Here is a 24,433-nt window from a genome sequence, read left to right as displayed (position 1 = left end):
GCGTCTACTGCAGGGATTCATCTTCCTTCTGCGATTCCAATCTATAGTACGACAGGAAAGAAGGGGGATATCGATGTTTAAATATAAAAAGATCGTGTTGTCCGCAACCTCCGTTGCACTTTGTTGCAGTCTGCTTGCAGCCTGTGGAGACGAAGCGAAGGATAACGGTTCATCTGCGGCTCCAGAATCATCGAAGATGGTCAAACTGGAAATTATAACAAGCGGAGCCGGCCTGCCCGCTCCGGAGAAGGACTTTGTTCGGGAGAATCTGAATAAGGCACTGAATGCCGATATCAACTTGACGGCTTATGCCTCTGACTATGGAAATCAGCTGAATGTCCGGATGGCTTCTGGTAATTACCCGGATTTGTTTTCCGTTGACAAAGCTTCGTTGAAGCAGCTATCGGAACAAGGACTTCTACTCGATCTGACTCCCTATTTCGAAAAAGAACTTAAGCCGGTCAAAACCTTCATAGGAGATTCCAGCCTGAAGAAAGGTATGGTTAACGGCAAAGTGTATGCGATAGCCCAAGCGCCGCAAGCTCCGAAAGCATCTTACTGGATTCGTAAGGATTGGCTGGACAAGCTTCAATTGAAGCCGCCCGAAACTCTCGATGATCTGCTAGCCGTGTCCAAAGCATTCACGGAGAAGGATCCAGACGGCAACGGAAAAAATGATACTTATGGTATCACAGGACTGATGGGACTCACAGGGGTCAACTTGTTGTCCGCTTTTTCCCCTGTATTCGGAGGATATGGTGTCCCAAATCCAGGTGAATTTTTCGTCAAGGATGGTAAGGTCGTCCAATCGTTATATGATCCGGGTATGAAGGATGCACTTGCCTTTATTGCAAAATTCACTGCCAGTGGTTCGGTTGATCCAGATTATGTATTGAATACCGGCACGCAGCCCAGGGATAAGGCCATCAAGGGTCAGGCGGGAATCATTTGGACGGAATGGACGAATTTGACCAACGAACAGTACGTCGAGCAAATCAAGAAAGTGAATCCGAACGCCGAATGGGTGCAGTTGCAAGCGCCGAAGGGTCCTGCAGGACAGTTCTCCGGGTCATTGGATATCGGTAAAGCAGCCGGATTGATGGCGATTCCGAAGGCACTGGAGAAGGACAAAACGAAGCTGCAAAGAGTGTTCGACCTATTGAATTATATCTCCGGGGGAGAAGGCTCGAAGCTTGTCCAGTTTGGCGTGGAAGGCAAACACTATAATTTGGCAAACGGCAAGGTTGTCCCGACTCCGCTTATGGCTTCGGAAGCCGGCTTTACCTACATGTACCAATTCACCGGCCGGCCGGACCTTGATTATTTGTCGATTAAATTCTCATCCCAATATCCATTTATCGATTTCGCGAACAAACAACCCCGTATTCAGTCGCTTAACGGTTTCCTGAACTATCCGGACGGTTACAATGATGCAGATGCCAGCCGATACATTTCGGAAGAGATCACGAAGTTCGCCTATGGAAAGCGGCCATTGAGCCAATATGATGACTTCTTGAAAAACCTTGAAACGACTATGAACTACAAGACTTTTTTAAACTCGGCGACCAAGCAATTAAATGAGTTGGGTTACGGTAAATAGAGCAATCAGTCTGTGCAGCAACATGGAATGACTCTTGGAGGCGAAGAACCGTTTCATCTCTTCTTGGTTCTTCGCTTTTTAGTACTTTCAATAAGATAAATAAGAATGAGTAGCAAAGAATATCGAAATTATGACCACACGTGGATAACCAAACATACGCAAAAACCCATACGTTCCGGAAAAATCGGTTGGATGGTGCCATACCCAAAATGTCCCGATAGCTTAGCGGCAATCTAGCGAACGATCCTGAGAAGCCGCTGAAAGAATAGGAGATGGCCGATACCACTTGTTAGGTCACAGGGGAATCCAGTTGATATTGAAGGAGGGAACCGACGATGGATCAAGGAAGTTTGCCGGTAAAGAAAGAAATAGCAGTAAAAGGACTTCAGATGAAACGGCTTGGAAACGTGATATGGAGCAATCGGGCCTTTTACTTCATGCTGCTGCCGGGAGTGATTTATTACATTATTTTTAAGTATATCCCTATGTATGGAATTATTATCGCATTCAAAGATTTTAATTTCTCTGACGGTATTTTGTTTAGCGGGTGGGCAGACCCTTGGTACAAATATTTCAAGATGTTCTATGAATCGCCTTACTTCACACAGGTCATGTCCAACACGTTTATTATCAGTTTGTATAAGCTGATTTTCGGAATCGTGCCTCCGATCTTTTTTGCAGTCCTACTTAATGAATGCCGCGTTCGATGGTTCAATTCGTTCATACAAACATTAACCTATATGCCTCACTTTTTTTCATGGGTGATTATTTATGGGATTCTTCTTGCACTTCTGTCCGAAAATTCAGGCTTGGTAAACCAGTGGATTAAGGATTCGGGCGGTAGTCCGATCAATTTTCTCACCTCTACTGAGTTGTTCCGTGGGGTACTTGTTGGTTCGGAGATTTGGAAGGACTTAGGGTGGGGCGCCATTATTTATTTGGCGGCTATGACCGGCATCGATCCGACGCTGTACGAAGCCGCCAAGGTGGACGGGGCAGGAAGGTTTCGAATGATATGGCATATTACGTTGCCCGGGATTCGCTCGGTTATGGTCATGCTTCTGATTCTGAAGCTTGGGCACATTCTGGATGCGGGATTCGATCAAATTTACATTTTATACAATGTTCAGGTATATCCAGTTGCGGATATATTGGACACATGGGTATTCCGAACGGGATTGCAGCAATTGAATTTTAGTCTGGCGGCTGCTGTCGGATTGTTCAAATCTTTCGTAGGTATGATACTGATCGTGCTTTCTAACCGGCTTGCGAAGCACTGGGGGGAAAATATATGGTAAATCGCTGGGACGAAAAGTTATTTGACGGTGCGGTGATGGTTATATTGGGCTTGGCAGGCTTGGCTGCCGTCATTCCGGTCATGTACGTAGTTTCCGTATCGATTACACCCTTCTCCGAGGTGCTGAAAAACGGAGGATTCGTTTTCATTCCAGGGAAAATTGATCTAACTGCGTACAAAGAACTATTTACGACAACAGGAATTCCACGCTCGTTATGGGTCACGGCCGTATTGACGGTTATAGGAACCGCCGTCAATTTGGTTTTGACGCTTCTTATGGCATATCCGTTGAGCCGGAAGAAGATGCCTGGCCGAAGTTTCTTTCTTCTGATGGTTGTCTTTACGATGCTATTCAACGGAGGATTGATTCCTACTTATATCGTCGTGAAGAATTTAGGATTACTCAACTCCATATGGTCCATGATATTGCCCAATGCAATTTGGACGTTTAACATTCTCATCATGAAAAGCTTTTTTGAAAACCTGCCCGAGGAATTATTCGAATCCGCACGGATGGATGGAGCCAAGGAACTGAGCATTTTAATGAAGATTGTCGTACCGTTGTCGGTTCCATCCTTAATGACCATCGGATTGTTTTATACCGTCGGCCATTGGAATGAGTTTTATCAAGCCATTATGTATATGACAGATAGAAATTGGTTCCCATTGCAAGTGGTTGTAAGGGAAATCCTGGTGCAGACACAGAAACCATTGGAGAATGTCGAAAACTTGATGCCCACCGAAACGGTGCAGATGGCAGCTGTAATCACAGCATCCTTGCCGATCATTGTCCTGTACCCATTCCTGCAGAAACATTTTACTAAAGGCATGCTGTTAGGAGCGATCAAAGGTTGAAAAACGGAGGGGTTCAAATGCAAATGCATACAGAGGTACTAGTTGCAGGCGGCGGTATTTCAGGCGTGTTGGCTGCACTGGCGGCTGCCCGCAACGGTGCGAAGGTTGTGATATGTCAGGATCGGCCCGTATTGGGCGGTAATGCATCATCCGAGATTCGCATGCATATCGTTGGTGCGGCGAATTCCAAGCGGAGGCAGGCTTTGGAGACGGAAGCGAGGGAAGGCGGCATACTGGAAGAAATCCTGCTTGAATGTGCTGTCCGCAACCCACAGCGAAGCGCATCGATGTTTGATCTCATCTTATATGAAAAGTGCAGAGCGGAACCAAACCTAACATTGATGCTCAACACGTCGGTGACTGGCGTGCGGATGGAGGACAGCCGGATTCTGTCCGTACTGGCTGCTAGGGAAAGCACGGAGCATCGCTTCGAAATCTTTGCCAAGATCTTCATGGACTGTACAGGAGATGGGCGTCTCGGCAAAGAAGCGGGAGCATTGTTCATGACAGGCCGGGAATCCTCCAGTCAATATGGGGAGTCCCATGCAGGAGAATATGCCGATTCGTACCGCCTCGGTTCCTCGCTGCTGTTTACGACCCGGAATATGGGCAAATCGATGAAGTTTATCCCGCCTGTATGGGCTAAAAAGTTTACGGAAGAGGATTTAAAGTTCCGCAGCCACTCCTCATGGGAATACGGTTATTGGTGGGTAGAGTTCGGTGGTTTGCTGGATACGATTGCCGATAACGAAACGATCCGTGACGAACTGCTTGCCATCATGATGGGCATCTGGGATCATATCAAAAACAGTGGCAACCATCCGGAGTCAGAGAATTGGGCTTTGGACTGGTTCGGCTTCGTCCCCGGCAAGCGGGAGTCCCGCCGGTTTATCGGCAAGCATCTCCTTACACAATCGGATTTGGAAGAAGCCGTCCACTTTGAGGATGTGATAGCATATGGCGGGTGGCCGATGGATACGCATCCTCCGCAGGGAATTGAAGCAAAAGACCGGGAGCCAAGCAGCCAGCCGGTGACCAACTATGTGTATGGCATTCCGCTCAGGGCCTTGATCAGCGTCAATGTGGACAATCTGATGTTTGCCGGACGGAACATATCCGCTACGCATATCGCCTTTTCAAGTACCCGGGTTATGGCCACCTGCGGCGTAATGGGACAGGGTGCAGGTACGTTCGCCGCGATGGCAATTCGCAATGAGATTCCGTTGGATCTGGCATGGCAAGACCGGGAGCTGATCAGGAACACACAGCAGCAGTTGATCCGACAGGATGCTTATTTGCCTGGCATTCAAGCGGAGGTCAATCTGGCGAGCCAGGCTATCGTCCGGGCATCGTCTGAGCAGCCAGAGGGGTTGGCATCGAATGTCATCGACGGACATACCCGTTCCATACATGGAGCAAGAGGGGTCAGGCCGAATCTGTCCGTTCCCGGCACCCACCGTTGGATGGCGCTGCCGGAAGACCGGGAGCCTTGGATCGAGCTGGAGTGGAAATCACCGGTATCTATCCGCGAAATCACCGTTGTGCTTGATACGGGCATGCACCGGAGGCTAACGCTGACACACGAAGACTATCTGCATCAGCAGAACGTGTGGGGGCCTCAACCGGAAACCTTGAAAGAGTTTCGGGTATCGGCTTATTTAGCGGATTCCCGTGAAGATGGCTGTCAAGTGATGTACATTCGCGATAATTATCAACGGCAGATTACTTGCCAGGTCCAGTTGAAGCAGGTGCACAAGCTTCGTCTCGAGGTTCTGAGCACAAACGGCTTAGATCATGCGAGGATATTTGAAATCCGATGTCATTGAAGGTAGGGATATGAATGAGTCAACGCAAGCCGCTTTTTCCGCAACTAAACTGGATGCTGCATGGGGCGGATTACAATCCCGAGCAATGGATTCATATGCCGGAAGTCTGGGATGAGGATGTGCGCCTGATGCATCTTGCCAAGTGCAATGTCATGACCATGGGCATGTTCTCATGGTCCAGCCTGGAGCCGAAAGAAGGGCAATTCGAGTTCGGATGGCTCGATAGAATCATCGATAAACTGAGCCGCAACGGCATCTCTTTCATCCTGGGCACGCCCAGCGGGGCGCGGCCGGCATGGCTGGCCCGGAAATACCCGGAGGTGCTGCGGGTCAGACCGGAACGGGTGCGCAATTTGTACGGAACCCGGCATAACCATTGTTATACGTCACCTGTATATCGCGAGAAGGTCAGGACCATCAATACGCTTTTGGCGGAACGTTACCGCAATCATCCCGGCTTGCTGCTGTGGCACATCTCCAACGAATACAATGGGGAGTGTCACTGCGATTTGTGCCAGGCAGCATTTCGTGGATGGCTACGGAAGAAATATGGCGATGATTTAGACCGTTTAAATTATGCGTGGTACACGACCTTTTGGAGCCATAACTATACCGACTGGGAGGAAATAGAGTCACCCTCCCCTATCGGGGAACATATGTTACACGGTTTGCAACTGGACTGGAAACGGTTTGTCACCGATCAGAGTATTGATTTTATGCTTCAGGAAATCGAGCCGTTGAAGCGGCTTACCCCTAATATTCCCGTCACAACTAATTTCCTGGGCGGGTGCGTCATCAATTACGAACGAATGGCGGAGCATGTGGACATCATCTCGTGGGACAGCTACCCGTATTGGCATGGAAAGAGTCCCGACTGGCAGACGGCCTGCCATACGGCTTTCACCCACGACCGGTACCGTTCGTTCAAGCCCGGGAAACCTTTTTTGCTGATGGAAAGCACTCCCAGCATGGCGAACTGGCAAGAGGTTGCCAAGCTGAAGCGGCCTGGCATGCATGCGTTGTCCTCTATTCAAGCGGTAGCCCACGGTTCCGATTCAGTGCAATATTTTCAGTGGCGCAAGAGCAGGGGGAGTTCAGAAAAGTTTCACGGCGCCGTTGTGGACCATAGCGGGCACGAGCATACCAGAGTGTTTCGCGATGTTGCGGAAATAGGCGATTTCCTGGAACGGCTGGAGCCAGTCACTGGCACGATTGTCCCGGCAGAAACCGCGCTCATTTACGATACCGAAAATAAATGGGCGGTAGAAGGAGCCGCAGGACCGCGAAAACCTAATCTTAGCTACGATCAGGAGGTGCTGCGCCATTACGAGCCATTCTGGAAGCAAGGGATACCGGTGGACATTGTATCCATGGATCGTCCGTTGGATCGATATAAGCTCGTAGTTGCTCCGATGCTGTATATGTTGAAGCAGGGTATGGCTGAGCGGCTTGAGGCCTTCGTCCGTTCAGGAGGCACGCTTGTCCTGACATATTGGAGCGGAATTGTCGACGAAAACGATCTCTGCTTCTTGGATGGGTTCCCGGGACCGCTCCGCAAGCTGGCCGGAGTATGGTCGGAAGAGATTGATGCGCTGTATCCTGAAGATTGCAATTCACTTGCTATGAAGGAGGGGGGATTGGACTTTATGGGAACGTATTCGGTATCTCTGCTGTGCGATCTGATTCATGCCGAGACAGCGGAGGTTCTTGCGGAGTACCAGGAGGATTTCTATCAAGGGTATCCTGCACTGACCTTAAACCGATTTAGAGACGGAGAGGTCTACTATATGGCGGCGCGAACCGAACCTGCTTTTCTGGACAGCTTTTATCGTGCGATGGCCGCCCGTTGCAGGTTGAGTCGAGCACTTCAAGCGGACTGGTCGGAAGGCGTCAATGCTCAGGTGCGTACGGACGGCGTCCGGGATTACATCTTCCTTCATAATTTCACCGATCAAGAGCAGAACATTCTATTCAAGGAGTCTATCATCGATCTGGACGGTACTCCGGTCAAACAATATTTACGCCTTCCGGCATACGGATACCGTGTGTTCGTTAGAAAAGAAAGTGAATATAGCAGTGGTGTTAAATAAATTAGAGAGGTTATATCGATCAAATTCTTTGTCAACCGACAGCCAGCTCTCGCTGACGATCCTATGAATCTACTGTATTTTCATATATTGTTACATGTCATATGTGGACACCCGTTCATTGAAACGGATATGTCCACTTTTTTTGTGAAGCTAAAGGGGAGAGGAGGGGAGGAAATGGCTTCATTTTTTTATATATACCGTCCGGAGGGAGTGAACAGCAAATACCGCCTGATCGTGTTTGATGATTCTAAGGAGGCGTATGCTGGGGAACGATGGCACTTCATTCTAAGAGAGCTGAAAGGTTTCGGGAGATAAGAAGAGTTTCAGGGATGAAGACTGCGTTCTCGAATTTGTCAAAGCAGAAGAATTGGAAAAAAGTAATTAACTTTCTTAATCATTAGGGATATGAAATAGAAGATGGGAAGACAACTGCCCCATTTTTGCCCCGAAATCCCGAGCTGTTAATTCAAGGGTTTGAAGCTGCTCGAACTGCTCCGGTACGGACATGAAGTCTTCTACTCGATCACCCCGCAGTCGGACAGTCCGTTTGAAAGCGGATTTAGGTAAAAAACAAAAATCGTACAGAAAGACCTAAAGATTCTTAAGGCCTGGAATGAAGGGATCACAGTACAGTGTAAGCATCCATGGAGCGAAGCTTCAGACAGAATGGAAGCGCTTTATTGTAGAACGATCATTTCCTGTGTCAAAAAGCTCAAATATAAATCCCTAAGGAGGAAATTGTTGGAATGAGAAGAATTGGTTTGTTTGCTGTGTCCCTAGCGGTACTGCTCGTAATGATGCTGACCAATATCGCCTATGCGGATGTATCATCCCATTATCTTAACCCGCTGATGAAAGGAGCCGACCCTACCATTGAACGGCAAGACGATGGATACTATTATTCGGCGGCAGGCGATGGCAATGTTGTATTGAAACGGCATGAAACCATTCTTGGCGTTTCCACCGCGAAGAGTAAAGAGGTATGGAAGTTACCTGAAAACCTGGAATTTATATGGGGTCCCGATGCGCACAGGATCGATGGCAAATGGTACATCTATTTCGCTTCCGGTCCGAAAAATAGTGATAAAGCGGGGCGCTTTGCTTATGGCCATCCCAGCTCCTATGTTCTGGAGAACAGCTCACCCGATCCATTTGAAGGGACCTGGGAACTGAAGGGAACCTATGATAATGGAGACGGACTTACACCCCAACAAGGATTGCTGAATACGCAAAGCTATGGACTGCCTACTGGCTTTGTCACCATCAATGGGCAGAGATACCTTACCTACACCAAATATTTCTATTTTATAGATCCAAAAACGGGAAAAGAGAGATTTGATGAATGTCCCACGATTGTCAAAATGAAAAACCCGTGGACATTGGAAGGCGAAGAGATTACGTTAGCCAGGCCGATCTACGACTGGGAGAAGTATGTTGATAATGTTAACGAAGGCGCAGCCGTGGTGGAGCGAAACGGTAAAGTTTATTTTGCCTATTCCGCCAGCAGCTACACGCATGATAACTATGCTGTCGGCCTGTCCTGGGCCGATCTGGCTCAAAATGTGGAGAATGAAGCGGCATGGAATAAATATCCCGAGCCGATCATGAAACGTTCGGATGAAAACAGTTCTTACTCGACAGGCTCGCCGTTATTCCTGAAATCCGAAGATGGTACAGAGGACTGGATTACATACCATGGCATACCGACCCATAGTCAAGGGGGTAAGAACAGAGAGGTTCGCACCCAGCGGATTAATTGGGATGACAATGACTTCATCAATCTGGGCATCCCGTCCAACCCCGGCACCGTGCTTAGCCGCCCCTCCGGGGAGGAGAAGAGCGAGATCTATGAAGCGGAAGACACGCAATTATCAGGGGCTGCCAGAGCAACCATGAACAGCATCTATGCCTCGTCCGGCCGATATGCCCGGTACAGCAATGGCGCTGCCAGCGACTATGTGGAGTTTACAGTCAACACCCGTACAGGGGGGATGTACTCGCTGGACTTCCGCTACAACAACAATACGGCAGAGCCGATCACCATGACGCTCAGTGTGAACCAGGAGGCACCGGCCTCGCTTGTATTCCCGTCTAATGCCGGACCGAAGAACAAACTGAACTTCGACTTAAAAACCGTTCACAACATCCGGCTGAATGAAGGCAGCAACATCGTGCGTCTATCCGGCAAAAGCGCTTTGGGGCTGGACGCGATCATTGCCAAGAAAAGCGTCTTGTACGAAGCGGAGGGCGCGGAGCTGTCAGGCGGCACGGGCATCGCTCAAAATCATGCGGGATATAGCGGTTCAGGCTTTGTCAGCGGGTTCACGGAGCCGAACGCAGCAATCAGCTTTACCGTAAACGCTCCTCAAGCGGGCAGCTATTCGGTCAAGCTGGCTTATGGTGCGGGAGGCGAGGACGATCGAACCTTGACCATGTATGTGAACGGCGCAAAGATCAAACAAACGAGTTTCTTTGGTCTGAAGGAATGGGATAAGTGGGCCGACCGATATGACAACGTATTCCTGAAAGAAGGAAGCAATGTCATCACCTATAAATATGACAGCGGCGATACGGCGAATGTCAACCTCGATTACATCACCGTTACCGAAGCGGCGACCTGGACGTATGAGGCGGAATCCGCCAAAATAACAGGCGGTGTGGATGCCCGAATCATCCAGGCTCAGGACGGCAATACGGGAATCGGTTATGTGAGCGGTCTGTCCCAGGTGAACTCGTCCGTGGAATTTTCTGTGGATGCCGAGTATGCGGCCAGCTATGATCTCAAGTTGAGATACGCCACCGAGCAGGGCGGCAAAACATTGTCGCTGGATGTGAACGGCGCGCCTGCGCAGGACATCGTTCTTCCCCACTCCGGAGGCGCCGGGATGTGGAAGGAACACACTGTAACCGTTCCCCTGAACAAAGGGAAAAACAGCATCGCCTATAGGAGCGCAGCCGGAGATTCAGGCGTCATCCGGATCGATCATATTCATCTGAATAAGCGCACACCCTGGAAATATCAGGCGGAAGCGGCAACCCTCTCAGGCACGCCGGGGATCGGCAGAGATCGTCTGTGGTTTGAAGGCAACGGTTATGTCGGCTTATTCCAGAAACAAGGGGATGCTGTCCGATTTGAAGTGAATGTTCCCTACACGGGGGCATATACTTCAACCCTGCGCTATTCGGGCGTACAGTCGTCGAATCGAACCATGACCCTGTATGTGAACGGCAACCGGGTCAAGCAAGTTTCCATGCCGCCGACAGCGAATTGGGATACTTGGATGGATGCGACCGAGACGGTCAATCTGCAGGCCGGGAAAAACAGCATTGAATTCCGCCGTGAGGAAGGGGATACCGGCCAGCTGAATATAGACAGCCTGATCCTGGATAAATTCAGCGGTGGATTCATGAGCACGAAGGCGAAGGAGCTTACCCCCGAGAAGATGGTGAAAATCCAGCCGAAGCACAGCGGCAAGGCGCTTAGCGTGGCAGGGGAGAAGTACAATCAGGGAGCAGCCCTCATCCAATTTTCCAATGGCGAAACCAACAGTCAATTGATGCGATTCGTGGATTTGGGAACGGGCTATTACCGGATTCTGATTATGCGCGGCGAACGCTTTCTCGATATCAAGCCTGATTCGGATATCCAGGAGCTGATTCTAAATCAGACCATGGGGGAGGCCCCCATTCCTTCCGATACCGAGCAGTGGCGTCTGGAGAAGGAAGGCGATTATTACAAAATAATTAACAAAAGCAATGGAAAGGTAATTACGGTCAATGAAGCGTCCAAAGGAAACAACGCTGTTATACGGTTGGCCGATGACGAGGGGAAAGACCATCAGCGGTTTAAGATTGAGCTGCGCAACCTGTATGATAATACCTTCCACGAGGTGTCGGACATTACTGCTGTTTCGGAGGCGATGCAGGCAGGCCAGGAGCTGACTCTCTTTGGAACAGTCTCGCCGGATTGGGCCACGCGCAAAAGCATTGTCTGGAGCATCAAGGATGCCGGGCAAACGAGAGCTGCCCTGGCCGGGAATGTGCTGTCCGCAACCCGAGCGGGAACCGTCATTGTCACCGCTACGATTGAAGAAGGAAGCGAGATCGGTGTGAACTACTCCAAGGACTTCACCATTACCGTCTTCAAGAAAGACGCGGATGTTAGTCCCGAAAAGGCCACCTATGATCTCAATGTTCCCGGAGATGTAAGCACCAGCATCATATGGAATGAAGCCCAGTCTGTGACCGGGGTGGTATACGCAGCAACTGTAGCAGGTGCCGTACACAATGGCACATTGGGAAAGGATGATTATACGATCAGCGGGGATATGTTGACCATCAAGCGCGAGACTATGGCCGCACTGGGGTTGAAGCGCGGTGATAAGGCGGACTTCTCTATTCTGTTTAATCAGGGGAATCCCGCTGTACTTAGTGTCAATGTGGTGGACAGCTTTGCTTTGACCAGCCATCGTATTACAGTGACAGCCGAGGGACACGGCATTGCCATCGCCAATGTACCATCGGCGGTCAAGGATACGGCGATTACTTTAACCGCCACGCCAGATCCAGGCCAGCTCTTCAAGGGCTGGAAGGTGATCAGTCCTAGCAGCTTGAATGTGACGGACAATACCTTCATCATGCCGGACGAGGCGGTAGCGATCATGGCGATATTCGGAGCGCCGTCCTACAGAGTGACCTATAACGGCAACGGCGCGGCAAGCGGTCACGTGCCGATAGATGACATCGACTATGATCAGGGCGTCACGGTATCTGTCTATGGCAATACCGGCAATCTGAAGAAGCCGGGCTATCTCTTTGCCGGCTGGAATGTACGGGCGGATGGCAGCGGAACCGGCTACAAGGAAGGCGAGGTATTCACAATGGGCGGGGCCAATGTGACCCTGTATGCGCAATGGACGGCTCAACATCCGGGCGGTTCTACTGGAAGAGGTTCGTATGATGGGGACTCATCCGATGACAGTTCAACAGCAACGGGCAAAGGAATGATTCCGGCGAACAGCAGCCAATTTGCGGTTCCGGCAGACAAGAAAGGCGAATACGGCATAGGGGACGAGATCAAGATCGAGATCCCTGCCGGCGCTTACCGAAAGGAATTCCAGCTTAGCATCAGCAAGATAACGGACACGCAAAAGCTGCTTGCAGGCAAAGCTGCGCCGGCCAGTCCGGTGTTCGAGATCTGGAAGGATTTCCCCGGGGATTTCGACAAGGAAATCACGCTGACCCTTGCTTTCGATCCGGCTCAAATAAAGAAGGGTCAACAACCGGCCGTGTTCTACTATGACGAAGTGCAAAAAAACTGGAGGGAATTAGGCGGACAAATCAATAGAGCCGCTTCTATTACGGTGAAGGTGAACAACGCTGCCAAGTTTGCGGTATTCGGCGTCGATCAGACGGCCAGCCTGCCCGCTCCTAAACCGACGGTCAACTTGAGCGACCTGGCGGCGCATTGGGCGGAGGCCGATGTCAAACAAGCGATTGACCTGGGAATCGTCAGCGGTTATCCGGACGGTACGTTCAAGCCGGATCGAACCGTAACGCGCGCCGAGTTTGCCACCATGCTTGTCAATGCGCTTAAGCCGCAAGAGAACCGCCTCTACAGTACGCCATTAACGTTCAACGATAAGGAGAAGATCGGCGCATGGGCGCTGAATGCCGTGGCGCAAGCGGTGCAAGAAGGGATCATTTCCGGTTACGAGGATGGTTCATTCCGACCGGATGCCGAGATTACCCGTAGTGAGATGGTCAAGATGATCGCAGGCGCCCTGGGCCAGTCAGGCGAAAAGGCTGATACCACAGGGTTTGCGGATGACACGGCTATTCCTGACTGGGCGAGGGGTGCCGTGGCGACCTTGAGCAAGCGGGGCATTATTGAAGGCAAAGGAGGGAACCAATTCGCCCCCGGCGATCAAGCTACAAGAGCAGAGGCGATTAGAGTATTGCTGAACATGCTGCGTAACAGATAAGAGAAGCGTGAATGCCTTCTTCGGTGCCGCAGGCCCATAGGCTTGCGGCGGATTTTGCGTTCCTATCAGAGCAATCATTTTGTGTAGAGCAACCATTTTGTAAAACGGTTACAAAAAGTTTATAGTGATTTTATTTTAAGGGAAGCGAAAACTCGAAACTTCTGAACAGCCCTAGCTTGATCTCAATTGGGGCTGTTTGCTGTGTAATAACACTACTTGCCATTACACCGCTATCCTTCCAAAAAAATGATGAATGTACAGGTATAGCTTGTTGAGAAAGCGGCTGGCTCCCTAAACAAACTAATAAACGAATGTGCCGAAAGTTAACATAAGGACTTGATAATTAAGTGGAGAACCATAAATAGAACTGCTGGATGAGAATAAGAACTATACAGCATATGGAAGTTAACGTACGATGTGCGTAGTTCTTCATTGTGGCGCTGCAGCAAATGCTTTTGATTCTATCTATTAAAGAGAGGTGAAGAGGTTTGCAACAAACTACTTTAGGAGATAAGCAATTAACACAAATCCATTCTGTTAAAAAAGGGAAGATAAATACTATCCTGACCCGACTTAGCCGAGACAAATATTTATATTTTCTCGCCGCACCTGGAATCTTGTATTTTTTGATTTTTAAGTATATTCCCATTGGCGGAGTAGTCATTGCATTTCAGGAGTACTCGCCGTTTAAAGGAATTCTGCATAGTAAGTGGGTGGGCTTTGAAAACTTCGAAAGGTTTTTCAGTAGCAGCGAATTCTTGAAATTATTAAGAAATACAATGGTCATTAGTGTTTTAAACCTAGTTTTTTTCTTCCCTGCGCCCATCATTCTTTCTTTGCTTCTCAATGAAGCAAGAAACAGCAAGTTCAAAAGAACTATCCAAAGCATCGTATATTTGCCACATTTCTTTTCCTGGGTGATCGTTGCGGGGATCACGTTCCTGTTGTTTTCCCAATCCGGAGGCATTGTAAATGGTGTCATTCACGCAATGGGTTACTTTAAGATAGACTTCTTAACGAATGAAAATTACTTTTGGGTGATGCTGACCCTGCAGTCCATATGGAAGGAAGCTGGCTGGGGCACCGTCATTTTTTTGGCAGCCATAGCCGGGGTCGATCCTGCGCTTTATGAAGCGGCTAAGATGGATGGGGCTAACCGACTCCAGCAGGTGAAGCATATCACGATGCCTGCCATACAAAATGTAGTTATTACATTATTAATTCTAAGAATGGGGCATGTTCTGGATGTAGGCTTTGAGCAGGTTTATCTCATGATGAACAGTGCAGTGACTGATGTTGCCGATGTATTCGAAACCTACGTGTACAGGATGGGCATACAAAATGGGCAGTTTAGCTTCACTACGGCGGTTGGACTGTTTAAGTCTGTTGTAGGACTTCTATTGGTAATTGCTGCTAACAAATTGGCTAGGACATACGGCAAGGAAGGCCTATATTGAGGGGGTGGAGACATTGAACAATAAATGGAGCAGTAGATTAGCAGATGCAGCCGTTGTGTCCATACTGATCATATCTGGAGTAGTCACGATCCTGCCATTCCTTTACATTCTGGTTATATCCTTTACCGACCCCTCTGAATACATCCGGACTGCCGGTCTCATCCTGATCCCGGAGAAATGGTCGCTAATTAATTATCAATATCTGTTGTCTACCAATACGTTTATTAGAGCGATGGGAAATAGCGCCTTCTTGGCTACAGTCGGCACTGTATTGAGTCTTGCTGTAACCTCGAGCTTTGCTTATGCCTTATCGAGGAAAAGATTGATGGGAAGAAAAGTCATGTTAATGCTTATTGTGATCGCAATGCTTTTTAACCCTGGTATCATCCCGCCGTATCTGCTTGTGAAGAACTTAGGGCTGATCAACAGCATGTGGGCATTAATCCTGCCGGTACTGACAACAGCGTATTATACATTTCTTATGAAAAGCTTCTATGATAGCATTCCACCCGGCTTGGAAGAAGCGGCCCATATCGATGGATGCAACGATTTAGGAATTTGGATGAGAGTGATCCTGCCGATCTCTTTGCCCTCTCTGGCGGCCTTCGGTCTATTTTATGCGGTTGCTTATTGGAACGTATTTTTTTCCGCGATTCTTTATTTGAACGATTTCAAGAAGTGGCCTTTACAAGTATTGCTGCAGCATATGCTTATCGATTCATCAACCAGCGTAGGTGGGGAATTAGCGCAACAAATTTCCTCCGAGCAAACCTTGCCTCAGGAAACTCTTAAAATGGCCGCAGTTATTGTGGCAACAGTACCTATTATTATGGTGTATCCTTTCCTGCAGAAGCATTTCGCCAAAGGCGTCATGGTAGGTTCTGTGAAGGAATGAATATAAAATTTACAAATGGAGGTAATAGTATGAGCAAGAAAAATGCAGGAATTAAACTGTGTTCCCTGCAAGTCTCTTTAGCTTTATTGTTAGCTGCATGCGGAGGAGGCGGGGGAGAAGAAGCAAATTCAGTGGAACAAGAGGGGGGAAAACAGGGAAAACCAACTCAAATCAGCATATTGTCGTCCTTTTATTCGCAAGAACCACCCTCAGAAGACAACCCTATAATAAAAGAAATCGAAAAACGGACGAATACCAAGCTGAACATTGCCTGGACATCATCCAACAACTATACGGATAAATTAAATGTGACGTTGGCCTCCGGTGAGCTGCCGGATTTAATCTTGACAACCGACCCGCTCAATTCATCGGTTATTAAGGGGATGGCTGCTCAAGGAGCCTTTTGGGACCTGACCAATTTGTATAAAAATTATCCGAATTTAGCAAAGTTTCCTGAAGAAACCTGGAAAAATTTGGCCTACGCGGATGGACATAACTATGGTATACCCCGGGTAAGACCGGTCTATGGCCAGAATGGGGTAAGCATTCGCAGAGATTGGCTTGATAAACTGGGCTTAAAAATGCCGACCAACATGGATGAACTCTACGAAGCGATGAAGGCATTTACCAATAACGACCCCGACGGAAACGGGAAAAATGATACGTATGGAGTCATTTTAAATATAAGAACTTTCGAGAACGTTTTTAATAAAACTATAGGCGACTGGAAAGCGCAGGATGGAAAGCTGGTTCCTACTGTTTACTTATCAACAGAAAAAGACGCGCTTATGTACGCCAATAAATTGTACAAAGAAAAGCTGATTCCCGAAGATTTCCTGATGCTTAAACCGAGTCAAATCCTGGATATGTTAAAGGCAGGGAAGGCTGGTGTCGCCACACAAGCCATAGATCAGGTTTGGAATATAACAGCCGAGCTTAGAAAGCAAAAGCCTGACGCTTATATGGAGCCGATTGTTTCATTAAACGGAGTGAGCGAGACAGAAATCGGCTCTTTTGGAATGTTTCTGATTCCCAAGACCGTTCCTGAAGCGAAGTTGAAGAAAATTATGGAATTCATGGATTACGGGGCTTCCGCTGAAGGATCGGATCTTGCGAATTTCGGCTTTAAAGACGTTCATTTCGTTGAAAAAGACGGCTTTAAAATCCCTACGGAACAGGCTGTAAAGGACAATGTATCCCAACAAGCGTTTGGTCAAATTTTTCTTAGCTACAACAAATATCTAAAAGCGTATGTTCCGGGAATTCCGAAGGAGTACTATGACCGTCATGTAAAAATAATGGATGAGCGGGCAAAAAATGCGGTTAATGATCCGTCGGTCGGTGTGGATTCCGAGGCCTGGATTAAGTTCTGGCCGGAATACAACAAAAAAATTACCGATATGAAGCTGCACGTGATTATGGGCAAGGAACCGATAGAAAAATGGGAGGCGTTCGTCAACCAGTTAAAAACGGAACCGAATTTCACTAAAATTGTTCAGGAAATGTCAGAGTCATACGTTAAAAGAAATTCAACCAAATAATCATGCTGGAGAGGCGGTATTGAAATGAAAATAGCGTATACAACTTTGTCTTGCCCGAATTGGAGCTGGGAACAAATTTTGAACGAAACCACACGTTTAAAGTACGACGGGATTGAGATCAGAGGCATGGAAGGGGAAATGTTCCTGCCCAAGGCAAGGCCCTTTCTCCCTGAGAATCTGGAAAAAACCCTGGAGGAACTTCATTCAAAGCAGATACAAATAATCGGTTTGAATACATCCTGCCAATTCCATGACCTTGACAAATTCGATGATTTTATTGCCGAAGGGAAAGCACATATAGATCTAGCACAAAAGCTAGGCGTACCCTATATAAGAGTTTTTGGGAATAAGGTGCCGGATCCTTTCCAAAAGGAGCAAATTATTGAGAGGATTTCAAGGGGCATAAAGGAGCTTTGTGACTATGGTTCGGAAAGAAATGTCCGCATCCTTTTGGAAACTCACGGGGACTTCTCCGATCTGGATCATATGCTGCCTGTACTGGAGAAGGTGGCCAGTGCCAATTTGGGCGTGCTGTGGGATATGGAGCATACTTACAAAAGATACGGCAATACCATTGAACAGTTTATCGAGAAGATCTTTCCCTATATCGAGCATGTCCATGTTAAAGATACGAAAAAGGTCAATGGCAAATTCCAGCTGTGTTTCATTGGCGATGGTGAAGTTCCCATTAAGAATAATATTGAACTGTTAAAGAAATATGGTTACACAGGATACTTATCGTTGGAGTGGGAAAAGAAGTGGCATCCTGAGCTTGAAGAACCGGAAGTTGTGCTGCCGGCATTTATTCAATACATCCGCGCATTCGTTTAATCCGAGGAGGAGTTAGAGATGACTATTCATAAAAATGTAAAAATAGCCGTAGTTGGAGTAGGGGCAATGGGATCGGGCCATATCAAAAATCTACGGCAGCTCCAGACTGCCGGAAAGGTCGAAATTGTCGGTGTTTGTGATGTAATTAAGGACAGAGCTGATAAATTTGCAGAGGAGCTGCAAATTCCGGCTTATGATAGCCACACAGAACTTCTCAACAAACCGGGTCTTGAAGCTATTACGGTGGCGACACCCCATTATGATCATCCTTCAGTTGCTATCGATGCATTTAACAGAGGTATTCACGTGCTTTGCGAGAAGCCTATCGCTGTCCATTTAAACGATGCGAAGAAAATGATAGCTGCTTATGAAAGGGCTAAAGAGGCATACCCTGAGCTTGTCTTCGCCATAATGTTTCAGGAAAGAACGTATCCGTTTCATAAGAAGTTAAAGGAAATTGTCCAAAGCGGGAAGCTCGGCAAGCTGATTCGTGTTACTTGGATCAACACGCAGTGGTTTCGCCCGCAGTTTTATTACGATAGCGGCGACTGGCGGGCGACTTGGGCCGGAGAAGGCGGGGGAATTCTGACCAACCAATGTCCGCATAATATGGATCTTTATCAATGGTTATTCGGAATGCCTGCGAAGATCAGCGGTTTTGTTAACATTGGTAAATATCACAATATTGAAGTTGAAGACGAAGTGACGGCCTACTTTGAACATGAGAATGGAATGATTGGACATTTTATTGCAACCACGGCCGAGACGCCTGGAACAAACCGCTTTGAAATTGTAGGAGAACACGGCAAGCTGGTTTATGAGAATGAAAAGATTGTCATGTATCAAAATCAGATTTCGGTATTTGATTTCATTCTGGAATCGAAAAGTAAATTCGGTAATGTTGAAAGCTGGTATACGGAAATTCCTGTTGATATTACTCAGCCTAAAGGCCATCTTGTTGTTATCGAAAAATTTATTAACGCTATTCAAAATGGAGACGGCGAGTTAGTAGCTCACGGTACAGAAGGGATCAATGGGTTGACTTTAGCCAACGCCATTATGCAATCTTCATTCACTGAAAGCAAGATTGTATTGCCCCTGGACGCCGATGCTTATGAAAACAAGCTGAAGGAGTTGATACAAAGCTCAAAGTATGTTAAACCGCCAATCACGCGGCTGTAGAGGAAGTTATGATATATTCGTTTTCAAAGAGTTAAATAGGATTGAGGACTGACAATTTATAGCACTCTAAACCCTGCGGATCACAAGTCCTAAAGATCTGCAGGGTTTTTGTTAATCCCGGTCAAATACAAACTTGACGATAAGCTAATGGAGGAATACCTTTAGATAAGATACATCGGCGACAAGGAGGGATGACAATGCTTCGTGGTCTGCTGCCGCAGCAATTGCATTTACGAATGTTTATATATATGGCCTTAGCGTTCACTGTGACCATTTATATATTTTCTTATATTTTAACTAGGCAATTGACTAATAATGCAATAACTGAAATTGACCGCCTGACTCTGCAGCGAATTGCGCAAGTTAAGGACAACACCGACTTCACGCTGCGAAAACTTAAATTATATTCCGTCCGTATTTTCCGGGATCAGAATGTAAACGGTTGGATGACCGCTTCGGAGGTTGACTACTGGGTTTTTAAACAAATGGAATTGAGCTTGACGGATTACTTGGGTATTGAGCCATTTATTCAGTCCATAAATGTGATTAATCCCTCCATTAACCGTATGTACGCTTCGGATAAAGGTCTGACTAAGTTAACTGACGAGGAGAACAAAGAATTTATTGAACAAGCCCGATCGGAAAAGAGTCGAAACTTAAACCTGCGAAATTACGAGATTCAAGGCAAAAGTTATTTGTTACTGGTTGTGCAGGATGTGATTGATAGAGGGGAGAACAACAGTAAATTGGCGGTGCTGCTGGATAAGGAAAAGCTGCAGCAGTACATCCTGCAGATGAATAAGCAAATCGCGAATGATGTGTTCATACTGAACGGGGAAGGGGAATTGATGCTGGGGAATGTTTCGGATAAAATGCTCAAGAAGGTAAGAACGTTAAGTTCAAACGGTAACTTAGAGAAATCTCATTTTTCGGTTGATGGCGAGGAGTGGTCATTACGTTATCAGACGCTAAGTATTTCGGGTTGGAAGATCTTTCATCTAACCTCGCTTGAAACGTTAAATCAAAGTATTTCCGTCACCAGATGGACGATTTTACTTTGCTTCAGTCTGCTTGTTCTGATTATCTGGATGTTACTTTATTGGTATTCCAGAACCAATATACGCCCCATAGGTACTATGCTGCAAGCTATTCAAACGCGTATAGGTCAGCCCTATGTCCCTTCCAACACCGTGGAAACTACAGTAAGCATCACTTCCGGTATCGAATCGCTTATTAACAAAATGGAGCAAATGGATCGTTCTATCAAAGATAGTAAATCATTAATCAAGGAGGAGCGGTTGCGCCAATGGATACTTAACGGCTCCCTTTCGGAACGTTATAAAAAAGAATGGTTTCAAGAGATACCGGTGCTTGCCGCTGGATCGATCCGAATAGCGGTTTTAAGGATCCGGTATTATGCTGCATTCTGTGATAAATATGATTTTCCTTCAAGAAAGCTAATGAAGTACGCGATGGGCAATATAGCTATTGAGGTCATGAGACAATATGGCTTAGCCGGAGAGGCAGTCGATATTGGAATCGATCACACCGTACTAATATTCCCTGACACGAAGAAGAAAGAAACAATCGATACTATGCTTCAAGAAATCAAATCAAATATTGATCAATGGTTGCATTTCGGAGTTGTTGCAGCGGTCAGCGATCCTAGGGCTTCGGATGAAGCACTGCTCCAGAGCTACGAGTTGGTTATGGAGGCATCCATGCTTAATTTTATCGATGGCAAAGACCGTGTATATTCGGAGAGTGATTTAAAACAGTTTGAGGATAGGCCAAATTATCTTGATGAAGATGTGATAAAAGAACTCGTTGCTTCAGTGCGTATCGGTAACTTGCTAGCTGTTAAAGGATACTTGGAGCAGCTGGCTGGGGATATGAAGGGAATGACTTATTCGGAATGCAAAATGCAGCTTATCCATTTAATATATGAGTTGATGAAAAATTTTAAAAAGCTAAACACGGTAAAAGGAATGGAAGGAATTGAGCATACACTAAATCAATTCCATCATTTAAATGAAGCGTTCCATTGGATTGAAACGTTCCTGCATCAAATTGTTGACGATTTAAAACAGCGGTCAACTAATAATCGAAAAGAAGAAATTGTTACAGAAGCCGTTCAATATATTCGGAATAATCTACATAACCCCATACTGAGTGTAGATTCCATCGCCGATCATACATCGGTCTCAGTCAGCTATCTTCGGGCCGTGTTTAGGGAATGGATGGATTGCCCCATATCGGATTTTATTTCAAATCAGCGTTTGGAGCGGGTAAAGGAGCTTCTTTTAAGCACCGACTTAACTGTAGCAGAAATTGCAGAACAGGCTGGTTTCCAAACAAAAAGCCACTTCTTCACAACGTTCAAGAAAGTATTTGGAACAACCCCTATCCAATTTAGACAGCAGCAAAAAATAAAGTAAGTGATGCGCTTATTCATGATGACGCTCGGCCACCCAGAGGAGTTCGACATGCCGGAATTCCAAACGAATCAACATACCGTTCAAGCATCTTTTGTGATTACATATTTGCGAACATCATGATTTAGACGGTTACGTGGAATTTCATGTTTATTCGATGGTATCAACATCGTGTGCCGGGGGCAGCAGAGGATGAGAAAGGTTAGTAACGAGAGCTTGTTGTAACATGCTTTCTACGGTAGTCACCCGGTGTCATGCCTTTCAACTCGCGGAAAATCCGCGAAAATGACTTGTACGAACCGAACCCGGTTTCAATCGCTATATCAACTCCCGCCATTCCGGTCGATGAAAGCAAGCTGCAAGCATGTCTAATGCGCACCTCGTGCAAAAAGCGGACAAAACCTAAGCCGGTACGCCGTTTAATCTCTTCGCTTAAATAGGATCTGCTTATGCCGAACTTATCCGCCGTTGCCGACAGTGTAATTGGCTCCCTGTAACGGGCATGAATGTAATGAATAATTGGCCATACCGGTTTTTTATCGATTGTTCTGTTTGTTTGTACTGTGTTTGGAACACCTTGCCGGCGGAACCGGTCATATCGCGCAAGCGTTTCCAACAGCTTCAGCTTGAGCAGCATGTTTCTCCATAAACCGTTGCCCGCAAATTCGGCAAGCATATCCTCAAAAGCCGACGATACAGCCGTGTACAGCTCCGGGCTTAAGAAAGCTTGAGGGGGCATCTCCTCCCCGACCAGCAGCTCCGACAAACCCGGTCCGACCTCTGCTGATTGGTATAGCAAATCCATATCAAACATGCAGTTATACAACCGGAGTGGATTCGCCGATTCCACATAAATTTCATGAACTTGATAAGGCAGCAAAAAAGTAGCCGTCCCTGCAAGTAGAGGATGTTTAACACCGTTAATAACCTCGTAGCCCTCTCCGTCTATTACAAGAGAAAATTCCAAAAAGTCATGGCGGTGAGCAGGAAAATGCCTTACCACTTTGTTAACGGACACATGAAATGGAAAACCCGGATGAATGTCCGGATAGTCGGTTAAATGTTTGTTGGTTGGGTATACGGTCATTTTGACGGATCGCTCCTGAACGAAAATATGAGATAGTCTAGCGGAAAATTGTCATACCTCCTCTTCGATTTTATTCTATGATAAGAGCATGTTGCAACCCAAATCGAAGAGGGGAGGAATAGTGTTGTCTATTCCAATTATTGGACCGCTAAAGTCAAGCCCGGTTATTACCCGTCATCCTGCAAATCCGGTATTATCCGCCCGTGATGTGCCTTATTCTCCGGCACTTGTATTTAATGCAGGCGTTACCAAATTCCAAGGTCGTTATGTTATGGTATTCCGCAACGATTACGGTGATCTGCAGAAGCATACGCTGCTGCCAAGTTCCACGACCAATCTTGGTCTAGCCCACAGCAGCGACGGTATTCATTGGGAGGTACAGCCCGACCCTTGTTTTAGCCTGAATGATGACGAAATCATCCGCACCTATGATCCGCGCTTGACTGTTATGGATGGGCGCTGCTATATGTGTTTTGCCGTCGATACGAAACACGGTGTTCGCGGAGGCATTGCCGTAACCGATGACTTCGAAAAATTTGAAGTACTCCATATGACTGCGCCTGATAACCGCAACATGGTGCTGTTTCCGGAAAAAATCGGCGGCAAGTACGTCCGTTTAGAGCGGCCGTTCCCTGTATACAGCCGGGGAGGCAAAGACCGTTTCGATATGTGGATATCGGACTCGCCAGATTTGAAATATTGGGGCAATACGGATTTGCTGCTTGCGGTTGAGCATGTGGCTTATGCTAACGACAAAATCGGCCCTGCCGCCCCGCCAGTCAAAACCGCTAAAGGTTGGCTAACTACGTTCCATTCCGTCGATCTTGATCCAAGCCGAGGAAAAAACGGTTGGGAGAAATCCTGGAAGAAGCGATATAGCGCCGGCATTTTGCTTTTGGATTTGGAGAACCCCAAGAAGATCATCGGCATGTACAAAGATCCGCTTATCGCACCCGAAGCCGTCTATGAAACCGAAGGCTTCCGGAATGATGTCATTTTCCCGGGCGGTATGATTCTTGAGGATGACGGCGAAGTCAAAATTTATTACGGCGCTGCCGATACTGTCGAGTGTCTGGCAACTGCCCAAGTCGACGACCTTGTCCGGTTGTGTTTGGAAGGCAAGTAAAGGTCCCACCAAACGCATCTATACCGCTAGTGTAGCAACCAAACGGAGGCGTATTACGATCGACTATCCGTTCGAAAGACATGGACGTATTGTCTAGTGGAGGAAGATGGAATGACAGTGAATCCCGCAATATGGCACATTGACAACCTGGAGATCGCCCTAAGGATCGAGATCTCCAGGTTGGTTGGCCGTATAGTCTGCCTGGAGCTGATTGTAACATAAAATGA

At 47.2% G+C, this 24,433-nt stretch carries 15 protein-coding genes; 14 read left to right on the top strand and 1 reads right to left on the bottom strand.

Features of this window, described 5'->3' with window-relative positions; genetic code table 11:
* Positions 1-73: 73 nt before the first annotated feature.
* The 13 genes from ABEA66_RS14855 (at position 74) to ABEA66_RS14795 (ending at position 21,996) form a co-directional block, all read left to right on the top strand.
* Positions 74-1,600, top strand: coding sequence for an extracellular solute-binding protein (locus ABEA66_RS14855; RefSeq protein WP_345588410.1), 1,527 nt, complete (start codon positions 74-76; stop codon positions 1,598-1,600).
* Between the two features lie 389 nt (positions 1,601-1,989).
* Complete coding sequence (locus ABEA66_RS14850; protein WP_225948441.1) at positions 1,990-2,898, top strand: ABC transporter permease; 909 nt, start codon at positions 1,990-1,992, stop codon at positions 2,896-2,898.
* Entirely contained in the window at positions 2,892-3,752 is an 861-nt protein-coding gene (locus ABEA66_RS14845) for a carbohydrate ABC transporter permease (RefSeq protein ID WP_345588408.1), read from the top strand. Before ABEA66_RS14850 ends, ABEA66_RS14845 begins: the two co-directional genes overlap by 7 nt.
* A gap of 17 nt (positions 3,753-3,769) precedes the next feature.
* Positions 3,770-5,578: an FAD-dependent oxidoreductase gene (locus tag ABEA66_RS14840; RefSeq protein WP_345588406.1), complete on the top strand. Its 1,809-nt coding sequence runs from the start codon at positions 3,770-3,772 to the stop codon at positions 5,576-5,578.
* Between the two features lie 14 nt (positions 5,579-5,592).
* Positions 5,593-7,668: a beta-galactosidase gene (locus ABEA66_RS14835; RefSeq protein ID WP_345588404.1), complete on the top strand. Its 2,076-nt coding sequence runs from the start codon at positions 5,593-5,595 to the stop codon at positions 7,666-7,668.
* A 174-nt stretch (positions 7,669-7,842) separates the two neighbouring features.
* On the top strand, positions 7,843-7,983 hold the full coding sequence (locus ABEA66_RS14830) for a hypothetical protein (RefSeq protein ID WP_345588403.1): 141 nt from the start codon (positions 7,843-7,845) through the stop codon (positions 7,981-7,983).
* A 431-nt stretch (positions 7,984-8,414) separates the two neighbouring features.
* Complete coding sequence (locus ABEA66_RS14825) at positions 8,415-13,652, top strand: S-layer homology domain-containing protein (protein ID WP_345588401.1); 5,238 nt, start codon at positions 8,415-8,417, stop codon at positions 13,650-13,652.
* A 488-nt stretch (positions 13,653-14,140) separates the two neighbouring features.
* Positions 14,141-15,109, top strand: a complete 969-nt coding sequence (locus tag ABEA66_RS14820) for an ABC transporter permease (RefSeq protein ID WP_377739407.1) — start codon at positions 14,141-14,143, stop codon at positions 15,107-15,109.
* Between the two features lie 13 nt (positions 15,110-15,122).
* Positions 15,123-16,004 (top strand): carbohydrate ABC transporter permease, encoded by an 882-nt coding sequence (locus ABEA66_RS14815; RefSeq protein ID WP_079913323.1) that lies wholly within the window; start codon positions 15,123-15,125, stop codon positions 16,002-16,004.
* A gap of 29 nt (positions 16,005-16,033) precedes the next feature.
* Positions 16,034-17,545, top strand: coding sequence for an extracellular solute-binding protein (locus tag ABEA66_RS14810; RefSeq protein ID WP_345588398.1), 1,512 nt, complete (start codon positions 16,034-16,036; stop codon positions 17,543-17,545).
* A 24-nt stretch (positions 17,546-17,569) separates the two neighbouring features.
* Entirely contained in the window at positions 17,570-18,376 is an 807-nt protein-coding gene (locus tag ABEA66_RS14805; protein ID WP_345588395.1) for a sugar phosphate isomerase/epimerase family protein, read from the top strand.
* A gap of 18 nt (positions 18,377-18,394) precedes the next feature.
* Entirely contained in the window at positions 18,395-19,558 is a 1,164-nt protein-coding gene (locus ABEA66_RS14800) for a Gfo/Idh/MocA family protein (RefSeq protein ID WP_345588393.1), read from the top strand.
* Between the two features lie 197 nt (positions 19,559-19,755).
* Positions 19,756-21,996 (top strand): AraC family transcriptional regulator, encoded by a 2,241-nt coding sequence (locus ABEA66_RS14795; protein WP_345588391.1) that lies wholly within the window; start codon positions 19,756-19,758, stop codon positions 21,994-21,996.
* A gap of 199 nt (positions 21,997-22,195) precedes the next feature.
* Here the strand turns inward: ABEA66_RS14795 and ABEA66_RS14790 are convergent, their stop codons facing one another.
* Positions 22,196-23,080: an AraC family transcriptional regulator gene (locus ABEA66_RS14790; RefSeq protein ID WP_345588389.1), complete on the bottom strand. Its 885-nt coding sequence runs from the start codon at positions 23,078-23,080 to the stop codon at positions 22,196-22,198.
* Between the two features lie 88 nt (positions 23,081-23,168).
* Here ABEA66_RS14790 and ABEA66_RS14785 point away from each other — a divergent pair, with 88 nt between their 5' ends.
* Positions 23,169-24,206: a glycoside hydrolase family 130 protein gene (locus ABEA66_RS14785; protein ID WP_377739409.1), complete on the top strand. Its 1,038-nt coding sequence runs from the start codon at positions 23,169-23,171 to the stop codon at positions 24,204-24,206.
* Positions 24,207-24,433: the final 227 nt, after the last annotated feature.

The sequence above is a fragment of the Paenibacillus vulneris genome, from assembly GCF_039543185.1.
GTDB lineage: Bacteria > Bacillota > Bacilli > Paenibacillales > NBRC-103111 > Paenibacillus_S > Paenibacillus_S vulneris.
The sequence above is the reverse complement of the archived record's forward strand: the minus strand, read 5'-3'. Positions and strand labels throughout refer to the sequence as shown.